Raw genomic sequence first — 19,611 nt, 5'->3', positions numbered from 1 at the left:
TAGTGGCGAGGGTCCCGATCAGTCTGTATATGATCTTGGGAAATCTGAAATTCTATCTGATTTTCAGTGTGGTAGCGCTGTTGGTCAGGGGTTCGGCTTTAACGCCGATCCACACTCGGAACGCTGACGCCTCACCTCGCACCCTACCTTGACCGTTTTATAACGTCGGTCATTTGCTCGCCTGGATGTGCATACATTAGGTGAACCGTACCGATCGCTACGCTTCATAGCGGACATATCAACGGCTGTGTTGAGGATGTAGCGCGACGATTACGGTGTCCGGTCGGCGTCAATTTTGATGGCCGATAGGTGGCCGCGCCGGTTGGTGAATTCTGGCTACCATTTGCTGTTGCGAGGAGCAACCGTCGAGCGACAATTACGACGCTGGGTAATTGTCGCTGGCGCTGGCCGGAAGCGAGGGTTTGAAGCGCATGGGATGGTTGGCATGTAATTGCCGCTGGCGACAATTACCCGTTGCCTCAGCAAGGGTGCTCCCGAGCGCGAAGCCAGCGACAATTATGATGGCCGGTCCGGGGCGCCATTGGGCGGGTCGTAATCGCCGGCGTTGATGCGGGCGACGGCGGAACGCTTGCGGTAGCTTTCGCCGTTCATCTCGATGATGGTCGAGTGGTGCACGAGGCGGTCGATCGCGGCGACAGTCATGGCGGGATCAGGGAAGACGTTGTCCCATGCCGAAAATGGCTGGTTGGCGGTAATGGCGAGCGAGTGGCGTTCGTAGCGGTGGGCGATGAGCTCGAACAAGGCGCTGGTCTCGACCTGGTCCTTGCGGACGTAGGACAGATCGTCGAGCACGATGAGATCGAACTTGTCGAGCTTGTCGAGCATGGCGGGCAGGCTGAGGTCGCGGCGCGCGGACTGGAGCTTCTGGACCATGTCGGTGGTGGAGCAGAACAGGACGCGCCGCCCCGTGTCGATGAGGGCATGGCCAATGGCGGCAACTGCGTGCGTCTTGCCGGTCCCGCTCTGGCCGAACAGCAGCAGGTTGCCGCCGTTCTCGATCCAGTCGTCACCGGCGGCGAGGGACAAGAGGTGCGGTTTGCGGATGCCGGGGGCGGCGTCGAAATCGAAGGTGGCGAAGGTCTTGCCTGCGGGCAAGCCGGACTGGTCGCGATGGCGCTGGATGCGCCGGGAGGAGCGATCAGCCATCTCGATCTCGAGAAGCGAGGCCAGCAGGTTGGCGGCCGGCCAGCCATCGCGATCGGCGGTGTCGGTGAGGCGCTTCCAGTTGCGGTTGATGCTCGGCAGGCGCAAGGCCTTCAGCAGGGTAGGCAGTACGGCGGCGGCCTGATCCTTGGTGCGGGTCATCAGTGCACCTCCCCGCTGGCGATCAGGCTGTTGTAGCTGTGCAGATCGGGTGGCGGGATAGCGACATCGCGCTGCGATCTTGCGGTTGGCAGGAACTCGTCCCTGAGCGCATCGACATCGGGCAAGCGCCCGCTGTCGAGAGCCTCATCGATCCGCCGGGCCAGCACGTCGACACAGTCGCCCCTGGCGGCGATATCGAGCAGCGCGACGGCATCGCGGCAGGCCTGCCGTCCATCGAGTTGGGCATCGAAGGCTTGCCAGGCCCGCCGGTAGGCGTGATCGGGGAAGAGGGCTTCGCGGTAGACGAGGTTGCGCAGTGCACCGGGCTTGCGGCGCAGGTTACCGATCATGTGCCGGAAATCGATGCTATGCCCCCGGTGGGGATGACTGATCCGCACACGCGGCGTGGACATTACCCTGTCCGGGCCGAGGAAGAGCTCGATGCGATCGTCAAAGAGATGCGCGTTGAGGCGCCGTCCGACGAGGCGGGAAGGCACCGAATAGGTAACCCGATCGATGGCGACGGTGCCGTTGCGGGTGACATCGACGGTGACCATGGCGAAATCGGTGGTTCGCCTTGCGGGCAGCGCCTTGAGTACCCTGCGTTCTGCATCGATGCGCGCAGCATGCCGCCGGTTCTGTCTGGCGACCTGCGCCTCAACGAACTCGCGCCAGGCCTCGATGCTGACGAAATCGCGGCTGCCCCGCCGGCGTAAGGCCTGATCGAGCCGTCGCTTGAGATGGGCATGGGGACCTTCGATCGATCCGTTCTCGTGCGCCTCGCCGCGGTTGTTGCGGGTAGCAAGCATGCGGTAATGACGACACAGCTCGTCATAGCTTCGGGTGAAATCCCGCTGCGCATCGGCGTCGAGGTTTTTGTAGGCGGCTGACAGGGAATCGCTGCGGTGTTCGGCCGGCGCACCGCCCAGCTTCCACAACGCATCCTGCAGGTGCTCCGAAAGGGCGGCAAAGCTCTCCCCGCCCAGCACGACAGCCGCATGCTCCCAGCCACTCGCCGCCAAGCGGAAGTGGTAGAGGCGATAGGCCAGGGTCTCGCCGGCAACAGTGACCTTGAGACTGTCGCATACCGTGAAATCCGACAGGCCCTGCCGACCGGGCTCATGATGCTGCGGGAAGAAGATCTCCTTCTCGCCGCCGTGCAGTGCCCGCCAGCGGGCGATCCGGCGTTCCAGTGTTCGTCGTATCGCATCGGGAACAGCATCCTCGCCGAACTCGTCCTGGAGCGTCTCGAAGACCGTGACGGCAATGATACCGTCGATCTGGAGCAACTCCTCTATACGTGGCCAGAATGGCTCGAGCGGATCGGCGCGGGTGCGCCAGTGGCGCTCCTTCTTCTTCTGGGACGGAAGCTGCGGATCGTTCTCGATCCGGCGTGCGCTGCGTTCGCTGATACCGGCCTTGGCAGCCGCGACGGCCTGGGTGTGTTGGCGACGATGGGTCATGAAGAGAAATACCTGCTGATCGGAAATGTGGTGGCCCGGCATCGCAAACCCATCGCTCGTTGTTCGATGAGTGTTCCGATACCACCGCCCGCCACAGCCCCGATCTGCCCCCCGAAAGAAGGGGAAAAAGATCGCCACCGGTTGTCTGGTCCGCTCTCCGGTCGGGGCTGCGCCCCTCCCTACGATCAGACCAGACAACCGATCCTACCGGCCATCATAGTCGCCGCTCAACCGGCCATCGTAGTTGTCGCCGCGCAAAGGACGCTGCTCAAGAAATTAGACCACGTTCCTGCTATCATAGTCTCCATATGTCGTGGCCATATAGCGCCTCCTGCCGGATGCGCGGTCTCTTGATCAGACCCGACATCATCGGCAATGCTGTGGGCGATGATACCGCCGATAACCTCGACACTGATAGCAAACGCCGTCCAGACCAAGAATATGGTCACGGCGGGCTATGCCTACTGGCAGCAAGGCCGCGTGAGCGACCTTGCGATTGACACGGACATGGCGCTGATCATCGCCGCCGTCAAAGGCAGTGCCAGACACCCGTATGAGGTTACGATTGCCTTCACTGATCTGGATGGCGAAGACGATGAACCTTTGATCGAATGCACCTGCCCGGTCGGCTTCGATTGCAAGCATGGTGCCGCCGTGCTGTTTGCCGCACAAGCACGCGCTGCGTCAGACGCTGACGGACCATCAGGTGCGGTGCAGCATAGCATAGTGCCGAACGCCGCTTCAAAGCCGCCTTCACTGCCCGCGCCCTTGCTGCAATGGTTGAGCGAAACCCAGGCCGAAGCAACCGTGCGCGCACGCGGCACTGTGGATCTGGCCTACGTCTTTTCGCCACGCGCCCTGCACGACGGCAAAAGCCGCAAGGGCAAGGCGTTGCCAATATCGGGACAGATTCTGGCGCAGCGCCTGGCCATTGCGGCCTGGATAATGGGGCAGAGCGGCACCGGCCAGACCGGATGGCAGCAACCCAATGCCTATCAGTTGCGCAGCGGCCAGATGCCACTGGATCCGGTCGATCAATGGCTGGTGCGCCGGATGGATCCTTATACCGGCGATCTCGACACGCACACCTCGCCCAAAGGGCTGGCGGGAAGCGATTTGGTCGAGAAGGCGATCGCGACCGGCCGGGCACGCTGGCGAAAGGCCGATGGGCCTACCTTGCATTGGGGCGAAGACCAAACGGCGAGATGGTGCTGGAAGAGCCTTACAAACGGCGAACAACGCCCATCGCTGGAGGGCTTGGCCGAGGGGCAACTGCTTTTCGCAACGGCACCACCTGTCATTATCGACGACGCCACCGGAACGGTGCACCGTGTGACAGGCATCACTGATCCAGCGCTGGCCCAGCGCGTGTTGCTGATGCCCCCGGTGCCGCCCGATGCCGTAGCGCAATTAGCAATCCATTGGGAAGACATCGCTGGCGCTGACGTACCCGCACCAACGCTCACGGGCCTCAAGGACTTGGGCGCTATACACCCGGTCCCGGTGCTGACCTTCGTTCAAGACAAGGTCGATGCCATCATGCCGAGTCGGCGCGGCTATCAGGCATCGCCCACTTACAAGGCTGATATGGCCTGCGTGCGGATCAGCTTTGATTATGCGGGATACCGCGTGACGCCGAACGCAAATGCAGCAGAGATCATAACCAACAGCGATGCGGGCTTTATCCGTTTCAGACGCGACCTTGCGGCAGAAACCCGGGCGCTCGACCAGATGTTTGCGCATGGCCTCATCCCGTTGGATGACTTTCCAGAGCTGAAGACCAAACCGGCGCTGCAATGGGATTTTGCCCCGGTCGCGTTGGCAAAAGCCACCGATTTCGCGCTGTTCATGCACACCGCGCTGCCAACGTTGCGTACCGACGGCTGGCGCATCGAATATGGCCCCAGATGGCAGCTCACCATCACAGAGGTCGGCGGTGAGGATGTGCAGTTCGATGTCACGACATCGGGCATGGATTGGTTCGATGTCAGCCTTGGTGCCCGGATTGATGGGCAAGTCGTCGACATCCTGCCCATATTGCGACAGCTACTGGCACGCTTCGGCCCGCAATTGCTGGACCAGGCTGGGGAAAGTATCACCATCGCGATCCGCCCGGGCAAGCTGGCGCAATTGCCTATCGAACAGATCAGGCCGGTGCTGGCGATGCTGCTCGAGCTTGCCCTCCACGATCGTGAGGCATCAGGAAAATTGCGCCTGCCGCGTAGCGATATCGCCGTGCTGGCCGATCTCGAAGCGGCGAGCGCAGGCCGCATTGGCTGGCGCGGCAATGATGACTTGCGCAAACTTGCCCGCGCCCTTGCCCGCATCGATCTGCAGCCGACCGTAACGCCGACGAGCTTTAAAGCAGAGCTCCGCCCCTATCAGCAGCACGGTCTGGACTGGCTGCAAGTGCTCCACAGCGCTGGATTTGGCGGCGTGCTGGCGGACGACATGGGGCTTGGCAAGACTGTCCAGGCCCTGGCGCACATCGCTACGCTGAAAGCCGCGGGAAAGCTGGAGGACCCCGCGCTGATCATCTGCCCGACCTCGGTGCTGCCCAACTGGCAGGCAGAAATTGCCCGCTTTGTTCCCGAACTGCGCAGCGTTCTCTGGCACGGCAATGACCGGCACAACCTGCATGACCAGTTCGGTGACGCCGACATCATCGTTTCGAGTTACCCCCTGTTGGTGCGCGACACCGCGCAGTTTGCCGCCCAAACGTTGTCACTCATCCTGTTTGATGAAGCCCAGACGCTCAAGAACCCCAAAACAGCTGGCTTCAAGGCGGCAAAGGCGCTGAAAGCAGGACAGGTTATCGCCTTGTCGGGCACGCCAGTAGAAAACCAGCTGTCCGACCTGTGGAGCTTGACCGACCTGGTCACGCCTGGCTTGCTCGGCTCACTTGAACAGTTCAAACGCGTGCTCGACCGTCCGATCTCGCGGGATGATGATCCTGCCGCCAAAGCAATGCTCCGACGCCGCCTCCGGCCCTTCATGCTGCGCCGGACCAAAGATGAAGTTGCCGGCGACCTGCCCGACAAGACGGAAATTCAAGAGTGGGTCGACCTCGAAAAGAAACAGCTGGCCGCTTACGAAAGTTTGCGCCTGCTTATGCACAAGCGGGTGCGCGACGAGATTGCCCGCGTCGGTCTGTTGCGCTCGCAGATCGTCTTCCTCGATGCCTTGCTCAAGCTGCGGCAACTGTGCTGCGATCCGCGCCTTCTACCGCAAACGAACGGCAACGGCTCGGACAAGGCCGTCGGCTCGGCAAAGCTCGCCAGGCTGATGGAGATGCTGCCGGAACTGCTGCGCGAAGGGCGACGGATCATCCTGTTCAGCCAGTTCACGTCCATGCTCGACCTGATCAAGCCCGAACTCGACGCGCTGGCCATAACTTATGTTGAAATCCGCGGTGCGACGCAGGATCGCAACACCCCTGTGCGCAAATTTCAGGCCGGCGAAGCTCACGTCATCCTCATAAGCCTCAAGGCTGGGGGAACCGGTCTGAATCTTACCGCTGCTGACACAGTGATTTTGTTCGATCCCTGGTGGAATCCAGCGGTCGAAGCGCAGGCCATCGACCGTGCGCACCGGATTGGCCAAACTAGGCCCGTCTTTGTCCACCGCCTCATCGCCAAAGGCACAATCGAGGAGAAGATACTCGGCCTTCAGGACAAAAAACGAGCGCTTGCCGCTATGCTCTGGGAGGGTGACAGTGCAATCCGGGCCAAGCTGACCGAGGCCGACATCGCATACCTGCTTGGGTAGCGCGTGAACGCAATATATCCGGCAAAGGTGCTTTTTTTGCTCTCGATACTGACTGATCTGCGAGAGCGCGGCGTCTCCTTCCATTCGCTTACCGAGCAGATGGACACGGGAACCCCGCACGGCGAACTTCTCTTCTCGCTTTTCGGCGCGCTCGCTCAATATGAGCGGGCGCTGACACGCGAACGCATCATGGCGGGTCTCGCCGCCGCCTGACGGCGAGGCCGTCGCGGCGGTCGTCCGCCCAAGATTGATGTGGAGAAGCTTGAGCAGATATTAGCCGCCCTCGCGAGCGGCGCGAGCAAATCGTCGATCAGCCGCACATTCAATGTGCCGCGATCGACACTTGCGGACACCTTGGCCAGAGCAGGATGGGCGGCGCCAAAAGCGGAGGTATAATGTCGCCCCATGTCGATCTTTTGGGTGCACAACAATTGTTGCGCGACCCATTTAATGGGTGTACGAAATTGATATGGAAATCGAGTTCGACCCGGCCAAGGACGAGAGGAATATAGCCAAACATGGCATGTCCTTGCAGGCTGCGGAAGGGTTCGATTGGGACACGGCCTTTGAACGCGAGGATGACCGCTTCGATTATGGAGAGGTCCGTTTCGTTGCCATAGGGTTGATCGGTGATCGCTTGCATGTGCTGGCTTTCACCGACGGCTCTCACGACGATGCGGTTCGCGCCATCAGCCTGCGTCCGGCAGAGAAGCATGAAGCGAGGTTTTATTATGGCCAAATTTGATCCGAAGATTCACGACGACAACCCGCCGATGGATGCGGCTTTCATGGCCGGAATGAAGCCGTCCCGGCGGGGTCGCCCGAAGCTCGACGCCCCCAAGGTGGAGGTGAAAATCCGCCTAGATGCGAAGACGGTCGAGCATTTGCGTGGGAGTGGCCCAGGCTGGCAAACGCGCGTCAATGCTCTCTTGGAGAAGCTCGTGGCGTCAGGGCAAATCTAGCAACTTCGCGGCCAGCACTCAGGCCGAGATTCGCCGCCATCCCGAGGCGGGAGACGCTCGAGACTGTCAAGAGTAGGGAAAATCCCAGACAATATAGATAGTTAGCCAGACGGTTATCATGTGATTGCCGTCAGTCGGCTTTGTGTCCTTTGACGCCATTGCGTTCTTGATCTTGCTCGCTCCCAGCAAGCCGATCGAGCCCAGTCTGTTCGCCATCCAAGTATTCTGACCAGATGGTAGCGTCGAGACGCAAAACCACCCCATCGAAGTTTGCCGTTCCTCAATGTCAGCCAATGATTGAGAGCCTTATTTACAGGGCTTACCCTGATATTCTCTTCGGTTCGGAATATATTTCAAGCCGTTCCACCGCTCTACGGTAAAGCAGAAGCCCGGTCCGCCGATTTGAATGTCGGGCCATCCACCCACGCCTCTGGTCTTGAGAAATTCGGGCATCCCAATGCCATTGGTTACAGCTCTCCACTTTCCGTCGGCTTGTTGGCTAACCAGCCAGAATCCGGTTCCGCTATTGCCATAACAAAACACACTTTCTTCCGTCACGATGGCTTCCGCCCGGCCATCGCCGTTTAGATCCCTGCGATTGCTTATTGCGCCGGCACCATAAGATGGCGTGCCGGGATCATCACAGTCGCTCCGCCATTGCAGACCGCGCTTCGTGAACCCGGCGGCTCGGAATATAGCCGCATCGCGGAATGATTTAGCCTCCAAAGGCGCGGGTATCGTTGGGTCAACAGGCACCGGCTTCGTGGTCGATCCGGGACTAAATCCGACATAAGCGATGCCATCATAACGCAACGGCTGGGTTCGACCATTGCTTGTCCATTGCAGGTCTAGCCAGCCACCGGAGCGCGTCGCAACGGCTTTGACCGTGCCGTTCTGGCCAAAAATCTGCCGCCATTTTCCGTCTGCTCCCTTGGCAGCGATGCTGGCCCACGCCTTGTCCGGGAGGTAGCATATGCCACGATCTATGAAGAGTGCCTCCAAACGTTTGTCTCCGTTCATGTCGACGAAGGTGATGATGGGCTTGGCAGGTTCGCCACAGCCATTGGACGGCGCGTTCCTCACAATCGAAAAGCCTCCAACTCCATAAAGCTGTGCAACTTCGGCGCGGCTCAGTTGTGGCGCTTGGGCAATAGCGGGAGCCGCCATCAAGAGCGTGCTCAACATGACTGTTTTTGTAAACGACATTCCATTGTCCTTGCCCATGTCCCAAACCGAGTCGATCCCGAAGGAATAAGATAGCAGGAATTGTATCCTTTCCTATCCGGCGACGTCCGACTCTGGTCGACAAGAACGAAAATCGTTCACAATTGCAGATTAGCACTGTCAAAATTTTTGGCCGACATGGCATTTATCGTCTTCGATCATGGATCAGTATTGGCCACTATCTGCCATTCTGTATGTCAGTCTGTTATCTGCCCAGGGCTTTACGCAGTGCAGTCTGGGCATTCCGCAATCGGCTATTGCCCGACAAACAGGTGAAATCCGTTCCGGCAGCTTCCTAACTAACCTGCCGTTCGCGCGCGCGTCGCAATGACGTAATTTGGTCGGCAGGAGAAATGCCAAGTAGGGTGGGGATCTCTGCGGATTGGCCGCAGGCACCTACCTTGCCACGGCTAGCCGTCGTAGTTCGAGGGCATCCAATCTTCCCTGCCATGCCGGACACGCAGAATGATGACCTCGTCCTCATCTCCCACGTCATAAATCACCAGATGTGCCTTGTAGGGATGCACGCGGACGGGAGGCGATATTTCCTCCCGCAATCGAGCAGCCTGGGGATACTCGGCAAGAAACGCGAATATCGCGCTCAGACCTTCGTGATAGGTGTCGGCTTGAGGTAGTCCGAACTGCTCGATGCCTTTGAGAAAGATGGTTGCCAGATCGTCGGCTGCGGCGCGCGTTAAGCGAAAGCGAGGCACGGTCAGGCTTGCAAGCCAGCCTGGCTGATCGCTCGCGTCCGGATGTCCGCCATCGTCTCGTCGCTCAAACCGCTGGCGCGGGCCTCATCGACAAGGCGCTGCATGACCGCGACTTTGTCGGCGCGTTCTTGGTCACGGCGGATGAGATCGCGCACATAGTCGCTGGCATTGCTATACCGACCAGTGTCAGCTTGCGCTTCGACCCATTGCTTCATCGGATCGGGCAGTGAGATATTCATCGTAGCCATGGCAACCTCCAAGGCCAAGAAAATAGCAAAGATTGGCAAAGGTTGTCAAATCGTCCTTGACCTGCTCCCGCGAAGAGTGGCCATTGTGCAGCCGACGCCTTCTACGATTTCCGAAGCGCGGCTTGCTTCAAGCCTCACTAATTTCCCCTGGAGGTCTGCAGCCGTTCTTCGGAGTGGCCAATTTTGGCCAATTGGAGAATGATCATGGAAATGTCTGAAACCTTGAATGCATCCCCCAAGCGCCCGGTCTGGAACGCTGGGCGCGCGGTCGGCGCCAAGCGGGCGCTGAAGCCAAAGCAAATCTGGGAGATCCGCTTTTACCTTAATCAGCGCTGCCGCCTCAGGGATCGAGCGCTGTTCGACCTTACAATCGACAGTCTCGTCCCAACCTATGTTCAGAAGCCTGGCGCATTTTCGGACCGGCTCGGAAAAGCTTGAGAGGACAGGCCACTAGCCCAACCAATCAGTTGTAATCTCGCCCCTATGCCCTTTCGGTGCCAGCGCGGCGCGCAGGGCTTCCAGCAGAGGCGGCAGCGCCTGCGTGAAGGCGTAGGGCGGATTGACAATATAAAGGCCCGCGCCGTTGTATAAGCCGGACTGGTCGCCATCGTATAACCGCCTACACCGCGCCGATGGCGCAGCTTCTCGATCCTTATTGCGATCTACTGTTGGTCGGCGACAGCCTGGGCATGGTTGTCCACGGCTTGTCCTCGACGGTAGGCGTCACGGTGGAGATGATGATCCTGCACGGTCAGGCAGTCATGCGCGGTAGCAGCCATGCCCTGGTCGCGATCGACCTGCCGTTCGGCAGCTACGAGCGGTCACCGGAGCAGGCGTTCGACACCGCGAGCCGGATCATGATGGAGACGGGCGCTCAGGCGGTGAAGGTCGAAGCCGCGCAAGGCGTCGCCGACAGCATCGCCTTCCTTACAGGGCGCGGCATTCCCGTGGTCGGCCACGTTGGTTTGCGGCCGCAGGCGGTAAACCTAGATGGCGGCTTCAAGGCGCGTGGTCGTAATGACGCCGAGCGTGAGCGGGTGCTGGCCGAAGCGCGCGCGACCGATGCCGCTGGCGCCATCGCCATGGTGGTCGAGGGGGTCACACCCGAGCTGGCAGCCGAAGTGACCGGCGCGGTCGGCTGCCCGACGATCGGCATCGGCGCGTCAGCGACCTGCGACGGGCAAATCCTGGTTACAGAAGACATGCTTGGCCTGTTCGACTGGACGCCGAAATTCGTTCGTCGCTACGCAGACCTGCGTGGTGTGATCAGCGAAGCGGTGGCCGGCTACGCGGCCGACGTACGTGGGGCGACCTTTCCAGGCGAGGCGGAGGAATATCGCCTGGGCGCGCGCAAGTGAACGTCGTGAAAAACGCGCTAAGCGCGGAGCGCCGTGAGAGCATCGTTGCGAGCTTTGCCAAGCAAGGCGTGCTGCTCGGTATGGGTGGCCGGATGGCGAGCCTGGACACGGGGCAATGCGCGCTTGAACTGCCGTTCGGTGATGCGGTGGCCCAGCGGCACGGTTTCTTCGCGGGCGGCGCGATCGGCACGTTGGCAGACGTTGCCGGCGGCTATGCGGCGATGAGCGTCGCGCCCGCCGGACACGACGTGCTGACGCTCGAATATAAGATCAATTTCCTGCGCCCGGCGACGGGGGCGATGCTGACGGCAAGGGCCACTGTCCTGCGCGCCGGGCGCTCCGCGATAATCACGCGCGTCGATGTCGTCGATAGCGAGGACCGGCTCTGCGCGGCGATGCAGCAGACGATCGTGCCTGCGCTTGCTGACGACTCTGCTGGCACGACGGAGACCTTCCGATGAACCCCGGGCTGCTCGCCGCCTTCTGGGCGGTGTCGGTGATCTTCGTCATTACGCCCGGTGCTGACTGGGCCTATGCCATCTCGGCCGGAATGCGCGACCGGGCGATCCTGCCCGCAGTGGCAGGGCTTCTCCTTGGGCACTTGGTGGCGACACTGATCGTCGCGGCGGGTGTCGGCGCACTGGTCACGAGCGTGCCGTTCGCGCTTGCCGCGTTGACGCTGGTAGGTGCGGCCTATCTGCTGTGGTTGGGCGTCGGCCTCGTTGCCAATCCACCGGTGCCGGTCGCTGGTGACGATGCTGGCCCAATCTCATCAATGCGCTGGATGACCAAGGGTTTCGGCGTCAGCGGCCTCAACCCCAAGGTAATCTTGCTGTTCCTGGCGCTGCTGCCACAATTCGTCGACACGAAGGCGTCATGGCCGATCCCGGCGCAAATCGTTGGCCTGGGTCTGGTCCACATCGTAAACTGCGGCGTTGTCTATCTTTTGGTCGGCAATGCTTCGCGCATGGTGCTGCGTACCCGCCCACAGGCCGCCAAAGCGGTCGGACGGGTTTCGGGCATCGTGATGATCGCACTCGCACTCCTGCTGGTGGGCGAGCTTGTTATCAAAACCTGAAGCCTCCTCGCCTTGCGCGGCTACGCGTCGCGGGTCATCGGCCCGGTTGACCAGCGACGCCGCATGTCTCGAACAGGAGCGCGCGCGCCCAGCGATGTCCTTCGTCATGGTGCGTTCGCCCATGCCAAGCCGCCAGTTTGGTGAAACCGGAAATGGCGATCGGCGGCTCGCAGGATGCAAGCCCGGCACCGGCGACGAGCCGACGGGGTACCACTGCCACGAGATCCGTCGTCCGCAAGACCTCAGCCAGCGCGAGGAAGCTGTGCAACGAGAGCGTTATGCGGCGCGACCTGCCGATTTGTGCTAGGGCATCGTCGGTCACGCCCCGGAATGAATCTCCGGCAAGCGAAACCAGCGCATGGTCGAGCGCGCAGAAGCGATCGAGCGACAGCGCGTTCGTGCTCGCATCGGGATGATCGGAGCGCATGGCGCAGACATAGCTTTCGTCGAACAGACGCCGGGCGTGTAGATCGGGTGGCGCTGTCTCGGGCGTCATCAACGCGAGATCGAGATCATCCCGATCGAACTGCTGCGCGATACGATCCTCGTCGATCGGGCGTGTGGCGAGGCGGATCCCCGGGGCGAGACTGCGCAGCTTAGCAACGAACGGCAGCACGATCGCTTGCAGCGCATAGTCGGTCGCCGCCACCGTGAGGGTGAATGACGCTGTCTCGGGATCGAAACGGGATGGCCGCAACAGGATCTCGACGTCCGCCAGGATCCGCTTGACCGGGCCGGCGAGGTCGAGCGCGCGCAAGGTGGGTTGCACGCCACGCTGCGACCGCACGAACAGCGGTTCGCCGACACTTTCCTGCAAGCGCGTAAGCATGCCGCTGACCGCCGGCTGCGTTACGCCGAGCCGCTCGGCCGCCCTGCTTAGATTGCGCTCGTCCAGCACCGCGTCGAGCGCGCGAAGAAGGTTGAGATCGATCGTCCTGATATCACGCAAACTGATATTCCAACCAAAGCCGCCTTATTTGCATTATCATGGCACGACGACCATTTGAGGGGAAGCCGGGGCGCGACCCCTTCACCTGGATACCGCAGCATGAACGAGATTTTCTGGCCCAAGGGCTACCTTCCCGGCTTCAGCGCCAACTTCGCCTCGAACGAACTGATCGTCGCTGACCTCAGCGCGGTCGATGTCTGGCCGTTCCTGGCCGAGGCAAGGCGCTGGCCGAGCTATTACGAGAACTCCGCCAACGTCCGCTTCCACGATGGCGCCGGCCCCGTGCTGGCGGAGGGTACGCGCTTCTACTTCGAAACCTTCGGTTTTCCGGTTGAGGCCGAGGTCGTCGAATATGTAGCGCCAGTGGATGGCGAACCGGGGCGTGTCGCCTGGCATGGCTGGTCCGGCGATGGCGCGACGCGGCTCGACGTGCACCATGCCTGGCTGGTAGAGGACCTCTCTGATGGACGAGTCCGCATCCTCACGCAGGAAACGCAGAACGGCGAACCGGCCAAGGACCTGGCGAAGACCAGGCCCAACCCGATGATCAACGGCCATCAGGATTGGCTGGACGGTCTCGTCGTCGCCGCACGCAAAGCGAAAGTCTGATCATGCCATCCCTGTTCGACCCGTTCACGCTGATCCGAAGATCGCCAACGCAGCGATCGAGCAGAGCCAGTTGGACCTCGTCATGATAGCGCGCGCGCATCTCGCCGATCCGCACTATCCCTATATCGCGGCACAGGCACTTCACGGAACGGAACTCCTCGTCTCAGGAGCGGGTCGTGCGGCGCTCCTCCAGCACCATCAGGGACACGACCAAGCGTGAGGCAGCGGTGTATTTTTGCAGGCTCGCCGACTAATTTCAGTCGCGACTAACATGCACCGCTCGCTGCGATAAATGTGGTGTCATGCGGTACGGAGCATTAGCTTCCCTGATCGACCGGTTTTTCGCGCCGCAGCAATGGCTGTAGCAAAGTCGGCCAGATCATGAATGCTATCGACCGGAAGATGGAGCGCGCCGCTTGCGGCTGTTGCCACCAATTCATCCATAAGAGACTGAAGCGCTGACTGGCTCATTTTTTCCAGAACTTTGACGATCCAATATCCCTTAACCGTTACTTGTTTGAAAATGAGCGCATCGGCATTTAATTGTACGGGTGAACGGCTCATCGCGCCAAAAGAGATCAACAGGCCCTCGGACGCGAGGACCGAGAGAAGGTCATCGCTTGAGGAGCCGCCAATACTGTCGATCGCGGCCGACAGCGTCCCGCTTCCCACAATCGCGTTCACTTTGTCGCGCCAGTCGCCCTGTTCGGTCGCGACAATTTGATCGATACCCGCAGCGGTCAGTTCGGGAATAGAATCTGCGCGGCGCACCAGATTGACGAGATTTATGCCACGCCTTTTTGCAAAAACTGCCACGGCCCTTCCCACCGCGCCATTGGCGGCGTTCTGAATCAGCCAGTCTCCGGTGCGCAGCCCCGAAAAATCAAGAACGCCCAAGGCGCTCAAGGGCATGGCGGTAAGCTGGGCGCCCGTCTCGTCGTCAATCTGGCCAGGGAGAAGAACGATCTGAGCGACCGGCGCGATGAAATATTCAGCCCAGGTGCCTCTTACGCCGCTTACCGTAACGCGCTGTCCAATCCTTGCGGGGTCAATCCCATCTCCGACCGCGTCAATAGTTCCGACAGCCTCGCTGCCACCGATTGTGGGCAGCATTGGTAAAGACCCATAAGCACCTTGAACGGTGAGCAAGTCATGATTGTGGATTACGGCAAGGGTAGTTCTGATGCGAACTTCGCCCTTTGCAGGTTCGGGAAGCGGGACATCGATCAGCTTAAGAACATCGGCCGGGTCACCAAAACTGGAATGGGTTATACTACGCATGGGGGCTCCCAGGAGATCTGGCCGTTCTCCCGGCGCGGGCGGCAATTTGAGACAGTAGCGATAATTTCACATGCTCCTGTTGGAGCGCAGAGCATCGAACTCCGAGAGAAGAGTGGCTCCTTCCCGAACTTGGCTATGGGCCAGGTCTGCATGTGCCTTTGCCGATTTCAGCCAATACCGTCCCAGTATACCGAGCCGAGCGTGTAGCGGCGAACCATCGAGGTCCGCTAACTGTACGGCAATCCAGCTAAGCGCGCACGTCGATGCAAGGTGAAGAAAGGCGGTTGCGCTCGCTTCCGCATTCCGAGGTGACGATGCAAGCGCGCCAAGCTGCTTCGCCGCATCCTCCAGAAGATCGAAGCATTGCAGCGCGGAAACATGGTCAGGTGCGGCGCATCTGGCAGCGCATTGTCGGGCATCCTGCAAAAACAGCTTCAGTCCCGCGCCTTCGTCTTTCCATAGGCGCCGGTGGAGCAGGTCGATCGCCTGCATGCCGGTGGTTCCCTCATAGACGGTGAATACCCTGGCATCGCGGAGGATCTGTTCCACTGGCCATTCGCGGGTGTACCCCGCCCCCCCGAGAACCTGTATCGCATCATTTGCATTATCGAATGCAAACTCGCCACCCGTCGTCTTGACGATAGGCAGCAACCATTGCGTCAGTCCCCGGGCCCTGGCGGCCGCGTCCGGATCGCTCTCATGTGTCGCGAGGTCGGCCTGAATAGCGGCTGTCAGTATGAGCCCACGCAGCATTTCGACCCGCGCTTCCATGCCAAGCAGAAGGCGTTGAATATCGCGATGCTGAACGATCGGTACCGCAGGGCTCTTTGGTGAACCACCTTGCCGGCGCTCCTCGGCGTAAGCCGCCCCAATATCGGCAGCCAGCGATGCAAGCCCCAATCCCTGAACGCCAACAGACAGCCGCATATTCGTGATCATCACGAAGAGCTGCGCCAGGCCTCGGCCCGGCTGCCCCACAAGGAAAGCCTGGGCACCCTCGAAACCCAGCGCGCAGGTTGGCGATCCGTGCAGGCCCATCTTCTCTTCGATCCGGCGCACTACTATCGCATTGCGCGATGTCTCACCGTCCGGGTTGGTGATTGTATCGGGGACTAGAAACAGGCTTATACCACCGGATGGCCCGGTTTCCCTGGCGAGCAGAAAATGGCCGATCCGAGGTGTGAGGTCATGGTCGCCGAAAGAAATCCACATCTTCTCGCCCGTAATGCGCCAGATACCTGTATCATCCACCGCTGCAGTGGTTCGCAAACGACCGACATCCGATCCTGCGTCAGCCTCCGAAATGCAGATTGTTGCGCCCCATTCGCCTGTCACAAGCTTTGGCAACCATTCTGATTTTGTCGCTTCGTCGCCCCATGCTGCCAGCAGATGCGCAGCAGCGCGCTGGGGGCCGGGAAGCATACCGAACGCGACGCATCCCCGATCGAACAGTTCCTGACAGCCGGCCCAGAGTACGAGCGGCAAATTCTGCCCGCCAAAATCAGCCGATTGATCAAGCGTTGGCCAGCCCCCATCGACAAAAGCTTTCCACGCATCGCGATGTCCGGCCACGGTGCGAACGCGTCCATCTTCGAGACGGCACGCCTCTTGATCGGCGATCGGGTTAAGCGGCGCGAGATAGGCCGACGAGAACTTCGCCGCTTCCGAGAGAATGGCAGAAATTGTATCTGCGTCGGCTGCTGCAAATTCCGGCCTAACCTGCCGGAGCCGGTCCATGCCGCTGTTCAGTTCGATATGTGCGGCAATCATAGCCGCTGCGTCCATGTCCGATTCCGACGTCACGTATGTTCGCTTTCTAGATGAATGCCCGATCATGCATCAGGATGCGAAGGCAAGTGTTCCGATATCGACGATTGCACCGCCGCCGTCCGCTACGATCGTCGTCCCAGTGATAAATGCCGCGTCGCGTGATGCGAGGAACGCGATTGTCCCGGCAATCTCCGCCGGATTACCCATGCGGCGCAGCGGATAAGGACCCACGACTTTTGCTATCATTTCTTCAAGCGTAATGCCTTGTGCGTGGGCAAATTCCCCCAAGGCGCGCTCGGCCATTTCGGTCCTTACCCATCCGGGACAAAGGGCGTTGCAACGAATATTCTCGGGCCCAAAGTCATAAGCGAGCGAGCGATTGAGACCGAGCAAGGCCGCTTTGCTGGTGAGATAGGAAACATAGTGAGGCGCGCCCGAAAGCGCCGCCACGGATGCCACCAGGACGATGGCACCTTCGCCGCGTTGGCGCATCCGGGGGACCGCCACTCGCGCCGCCAGCATGGCGCCTTCCACGTTGATCTCCAGCGTCCGGCGCCAATCCATGATATCCACGGTCTCGACCGAACCGAACAGCTCGACGCCGGCGTTGGCAACGAGAATGTCCAGACCCCCGAAAGTATCGCATGCGGCGGCGACGGCTTCCTCGATATGCGCCAGCGAACTGGTATCGCCTGCAACTGCTCGGCCGCCCGTTTCATACGCGATCTTCTCGATGTGCTCCGGCCTTCTTCCGGTTACGACCACACGCGCCCCTTCCGCTGCAAGCCGACGGGCCGTTGCCGCGCCGATTCCCGTTCCACCGCCGGTAATCAGGGCTACCTTGCCATCAAAGCGGCCACTCATAGCGGGGCACCGCCGATTACGGGCCTGGATTGAGCGAAGATGATCGACGAACGCGCGCGGTCGATGAACTGATCCTCGTCATTGGCGAGCGTCGCCTGTGCTTGCGCCGCTTCCGGGCTGAGATTGGCACGCTCGAGAGCTTCAAAACTCTCGAACGCGATTTCCGCGATGCCGTCGAAGGGATCGTCGAGGCCCCGTGCAGATTGCATGGCGAGGGCCGCTTCCGGAGCGACACCGTGATGCTGAACATAGCGAACGATGCTGAGCCTTTCTGCATGGTTGCGAACCAGCTCTGCATGTGGCCCGAACCAGTAGTCGCTAAATTCAGCGATGCTCATGGTGGGTAGCCGCCGCAGGCAATAGAACAAGGTGATCACAGGCTTTTTCCCTCTTGGTCGATGGCGGTGTCGGAAAGTGCAACAAGCCAGCTTTCAAGAGGCACGGTCTCGACGGCTTTTGTCTGAAAGCCGCGCGCCATGGCACGCTTCATGCGAAGCTGGGCGTCGTCTGATCCATAGGCGACATGGAATGCCTGGAATTCGTCGCATAAACCTTCGCGCAACGTGGGCGCCGACGTATCAATGGCGGACTTCGCAGCCATGATGGCCATTCGCGGATAGCTTGCGATCCGCCTTGCAAGATTGTCGATAAAATCGCCCAGTTCATTCGCTGGGAGTGCGCGATTGAGCCAGCCGATCCGCGCCGCGTCTTGCGCGTCATAGTCTCCGCCGCCCAGAATGGCCTCGAGGGCGTGAGCCCGGCCTACCAGCCGAGGCAGTCTTTGCGTCGCCCCGCAACCGGGCGGAAAGCCGAGCGCTACTTCCGGCTGCCCTAAAATTGCCCGATCCAGGGCCCCGAACCGCATGTCGAGCGCAAGGAGGAACTCGCTCCCGCCTCCGCGCGCAATGCCTTCGAGTTTGCCGATCGTCACTTGAGGCAGTGTTCGAAACCGTTCGATAGTTTGCTGGTGTGGCGACGGCTGAGAAAGCCTGGGCTGGATCGTACGCGAGAGGCCCTCCAGCATCTCAAGGTCGGCATGGGCGATGAAAAAATCGGCGTTCGCGCTTTCGAAAACAACCACCCGCAGATCCGTATCGCTTTCCAGCCATTGCCCGAGCCGGTCCAGATCTGCGAACAAGACCGCATCTAGGAGATTGAGGGGCGGATTGTCGATCGTGACCGTCGCAATCGCTCCGCAGACAGTGAGACGCATCGCTTTCAGGTGCGGCAGGTCGGTCATCCCGCCGTCAAACCGCCGTCAACCAGGTGAAAGGATCCCGTGACGGACCCGGAATCGTCCGATGCCAGAAAGGCCGTCAGCGCCGCGACATCTTCTGGCGTGGCGCACCGGCCCGTCGCATGCCGCTCGTCCAGCATCGCCCATTGCTCTTGGGGAATCTCGGCCAGCGTTAACGGCGTGCGGATATAGGTCGGCCCCACGGCATTCACGCGGATGCCCTGCCGACCGTATTCGAGCGCCAAGGTTTTGGTCAGTCCGATAAGGGCGTGCTTGGTCGCGACATAAGCGGCAGTTCCCGCCTGGCCGATAATGCCGCAGACCGACGAGATGTTGACAATATTGCCCTTGCCGGCCTTTATCATGTGCGGAAGCTCGGCGCGGATACTGTAGAAAACGCCGGACAGATTGATGTCGAGCGTGCGTTGCCACCAGTCGAGCGGATATTCGAGCGAGGGTACAAAAGGCCCCCCGATCCCGGCGCTGTTTACGGCCGCGTCCAATCCTCCGGTATGAGAGACGACCCTATCAAAAAGGGTGGCCAGCCCAGCAGCGTCCGTTACATCCGCGCGATAGGCATCTGCCTTCCCGCCATTGCCGCGGATCACGGCGGCGACGCGCTCGGCGGCTTCGATATTCAGGTCGAGGAGGGCAATGCGTCCGCCTTCCGATGCGATGCGATGGCATATTGCTTCGCCAATTCCGGATCCGCCGCCAGTGACGGCGACGACCTTGTCTGCAAAGCGCCCCAGGCAATTCAT

At 60.6% G+C, this 19,611-nt stretch carries 18 protein-coding genes and 4 pseudogenes; 9 read left to right on the top strand and 13 right to left on the bottom strand.

Going from position 1 to position 19,611, the window contains the following annotated elements; genetic code table 11:
* Nucleotides 1-516 precede the first annotated feature (516 nt).
* Both istB and istA read right to left on the bottom strand, forming a co-directional pair.
* The gene (gene istB / locus SPBM01_RS17705; RefSeq protein WP_007686496.1) at nt 517-1,326 is read right to left on the bottom strand and encodes an IS21-like element helper ATPase IstB; all 810 of its coding nucleotides are present in this window, start codon (nt 1,324-1,326) and stop codon (nt 517-519) included.
* Nucleotides 1,326-2,789, bottom strand: coding sequence for an IS21 family transposase (istA, locus tag SPBM01_RS17700; protein WP_188062689.1), 1,464 nt, complete (start codon nt 2,787-2,789; stop codon nt 1,326-1,328). Before istA ends, istB begins: the two co-directional genes overlap by 1 nt.
* 441 nt (nt 2,790-3,230) lie before the next feature.
* Between istA and SPBM01_RS17695 the strand changes: the two genes are divergently transcribed.
* The 4 genes and pseudogenes from SPBM01_RS17695 to SPBM01_RS17680 all read left to right on the top strand — a co-directional run bounded on the left by SPBM01_RS17695 (nt 3,231) and on the right by SPBM01_RS17680 (nt 7,519).
* On the top strand, nt 3,231-6,557 hold the full coding sequence (locus SPBM01_RS17695) for a DEAD/DEAH box helicase (RefSeq protein ID WP_223177735.1): 3,327 nt from the start codon (nt 3,231-3,233) through the stop codon (nt 6,555-6,557).
* A 36-nt stretch (nt 6,558-6,593) separates the two neighbouring features.
* Nucleotides 6,594-6,953 (top strand): annotated as a pseudogene (locus SPBM01_RS17690) (recombinase family protein); the annotation flags it as partial.
* A gap of 73 nt (nt 6,954-7,026) precedes the next feature.
* A complete protein-coding gene (locus SPBM01_RS17685) occupies nt 7,027-7,302 on the top strand; it encodes a BrnT family toxin (RefSeq protein ID WP_188062840.1) in 276 nt (91 codons plus the stop codon).
* Entirely contained in the window at nt 7,289-7,519 is a 231-nt protein-coding gene (locus SPBM01_RS17680; protein ID WP_223177734.1) for a BrnA antitoxin family protein, read from the top strand. Before SPBM01_RS17685 ends, SPBM01_RS17680 begins: the two co-directional genes overlap by 14 nt.
* A 306-nt stretch (nt 7,520-7,825) precedes the next feature.
* On the opposite strand, the gene SPBM01_RS17675 is transcribed toward SPBM01_RS17680, so the two are convergent.
* From SPBM01_RS17675 to SPBM01_RS17665, 3 genes are all read right to left on the bottom strand, one after another.
* Nucleotides 7,826-8,743: a hypothetical protein gene (locus tag SPBM01_RS17675; protein ID WP_262504250.1), complete on the bottom strand. Its 918-nt coding sequence runs from the start codon at nt 8,741-8,743 to the stop codon at nt 7,826-7,828.
* Between the two features lie 410 nt (nt 8,744-9,153).
* Complete coding sequence (locus tag SPBM01_RS17670) at nt 9,154-9,456, bottom strand: type II toxin-antitoxin system RelE/ParE family toxin (RefSeq protein ID WP_188062838.1); 303 nt, start codon at nt 9,454-9,456, stop codon at nt 9,154-9,156.
* Nucleotides 9,457-9,458: 2 nt separating this feature from the next.
* Complete coding sequence (locus SPBM01_RS17665) at nt 9,459-9,704, bottom strand: type II toxin-antitoxin system ParD family antitoxin (protein ID WP_188062837.1); 246 nt, start codon at nt 9,702-9,704, stop codon at nt 9,459-9,461.
* A 204-nt stretch (nt 9,705-9,908) separates the two neighbouring features.
* Between SPBM01_RS17665 and SPBM01_RS17660 the strand changes: the two are divergent.
* Nucleotides 9,909-10,082 (top strand): annotated as a pseudogene (locus SPBM01_RS17660) (integrase); the annotation flags it as partial.
* Nucleotides 10,083-10,154: 72 nt separating this feature from the next.
* On the opposite strand, the pseudogene SPBM01_RS22015 reads toward SPBM01_RS17660, so the two are convergent.
* A pseudogene (locus SPBM01_RS22015) lies at nt 10,155-10,319 on the bottom strand (23S rRNA (adenine(2030)-N(6))-methyltransferase RlmJ); the annotation flags it as partial.
* Here SPBM01_RS22015 and panB point away from each other — a divergent pair.
* From panB to SPBM01_RS17640, 3 genes and pseudogenes are all read left to right on the top strand, one after another.
* Nucleotides 10,316-11,062: pseudogene (gene panB / locus SPBM01_RS17650) on the top strand (3-methyl-2-oxobutanoate hydroxymethyltransferase); the annotation flags it as partial. The pseudogenes SPBM01_RS22015 and panB sit on opposite strands and share 4 nt — an antisense overlap.
* Entirely contained in the window at nt 11,059-11,523 is a 465-nt protein-coding gene (locus SPBM01_RS17645) for a PaaI family thioesterase (protein WP_223177733.1), read from the top strand. The pseudogene panB and the gene SPBM01_RS17645, both read left to right, overlap by 4 nt.
* A complete protein-coding gene (locus SPBM01_RS17640) occupies nt 11,520-12,140 on the top strand; it encodes a LysE family translocator (protein ID WP_188062835.1) in 621 nt (206 codons plus the stop codon). Before SPBM01_RS17645 ends, SPBM01_RS17640 begins: the two co-directional genes overlap by 4 nt.
* Nucleotides 12,141-12,174: 34 nt before the next feature.
* Here the strand turns inward: SPBM01_RS17640 and SPBM01_RS17635 are convergent, their stop codons facing one another.
* Entirely contained in the window at nt 12,175-13,089 is a 915-nt protein-coding gene (locus tag SPBM01_RS17635) for a LysR family transcriptional regulator (protein WP_188062834.1), read from the bottom strand.
* Nucleotides 13,090-13,188: 99 nt separating this feature from the next.
* Here SPBM01_RS17635 and SPBM01_RS17630 point away from each other — a divergent pair, with 99 nt between their 5' ends.
* On the top strand, nt 13,189-13,698 hold the full coding sequence (locus tag SPBM01_RS17630; RefSeq protein ID WP_188062833.1) for an SRPBCC domain-containing protein: 510 nt from the start codon (nt 13,189-13,191) through the stop codon (nt 13,696-13,698).
* A gap of 300 nt (nt 13,699-13,998) precedes the next feature.
* Here SPBM01_RS17630 and SPBM01_RS17625 read toward each other — a convergent pair whose 3' ends face one another.
* The 6 genes from SPBM01_RS17625 to SPBM01_RS17600 form a co-directional block, all read right to left on the bottom strand.
* Nucleotides 13,999-14,979, bottom strand: coding sequence for a zinc-binding dehydrogenase (locus SPBM01_RS17625; protein ID WP_188062832.1), 981 nt, complete (start codon nt 14,977-14,979; stop codon nt 13,999-14,001).
* 66 nt (nt 14,980-15,045) lie between these two features.
* Nucleotides 15,046-16,764: an acyl-CoA dehydrogenase family protein gene (locus SPBM01_RS17620; protein ID WP_188062831.1), complete on the bottom strand. Its 1,719-nt coding sequence runs from the start codon at nt 16,762-16,764 to the stop codon at nt 15,046-15,048.
* A gap of 54 nt (nt 16,765-16,818) precedes the next feature.
* Nucleotides 16,819-17,613, bottom strand: coding sequence for an SDR family NAD(P)-dependent oxidoreductase (locus SPBM01_RS17615; RefSeq protein ID WP_188062830.1), 795 nt, complete (start codon nt 17,611-17,613; stop codon nt 16,819-16,821).
* Nucleotides 17,610-17,990 carry an EthD domain-containing protein gene (locus tag SPBM01_RS17610; RefSeq protein WP_188062829.1) on the bottom strand — a complete coding sequence of 127 codons (381 nt, stop codon included), beginning with the start codon at nt 17,988-17,990 and terminating at the stop codon, nt 17,610-17,612. The genes SPBM01_RS17615 and SPBM01_RS17610 overlap by 4 nt, the downstream gene beginning before the upstream one ends.
* Nucleotides 17,987-18,853, bottom strand: a complete 867-nt coding sequence (locus SPBM01_RS17605) for an enoyl-CoA hydratase/isomerase family protein (RefSeq protein ID WP_188062828.1) — start codon at nt 18,851-18,853, stop codon at nt 17,987-17,989. The genes SPBM01_RS17610 and SPBM01_RS17605 overlap by 4 nt, the downstream gene beginning before the upstream one ends.
* Nucleotides 18,850-19,611 carry an SDR family NAD(P)-dependent oxidoreductase gene (locus SPBM01_RS17600; RefSeq protein ID WP_223177732.1) on the bottom strand — a complete coding sequence of 254 codons (762 nt, stop codon included), beginning with the start codon at nt 19,609-19,611 and terminating at the stop codon, nt 18,850-18,852. Before SPBM01_RS17600 ends, SPBM01_RS17605 begins: the two co-directional genes overlap by 4 nt.

Source organism: Sphingobium sp. KCTC 72723 (assembly GCF_014280435.1).
Taxonomy (GTDB): Bacteria; Pseudomonadota; Alphaproteobacteria; order Sphingomonadales; family Sphingomonadaceae; genus Sphingobium.
This window is presented reverse-complemented; position numbering and strand designations above follow the sequence as displayed.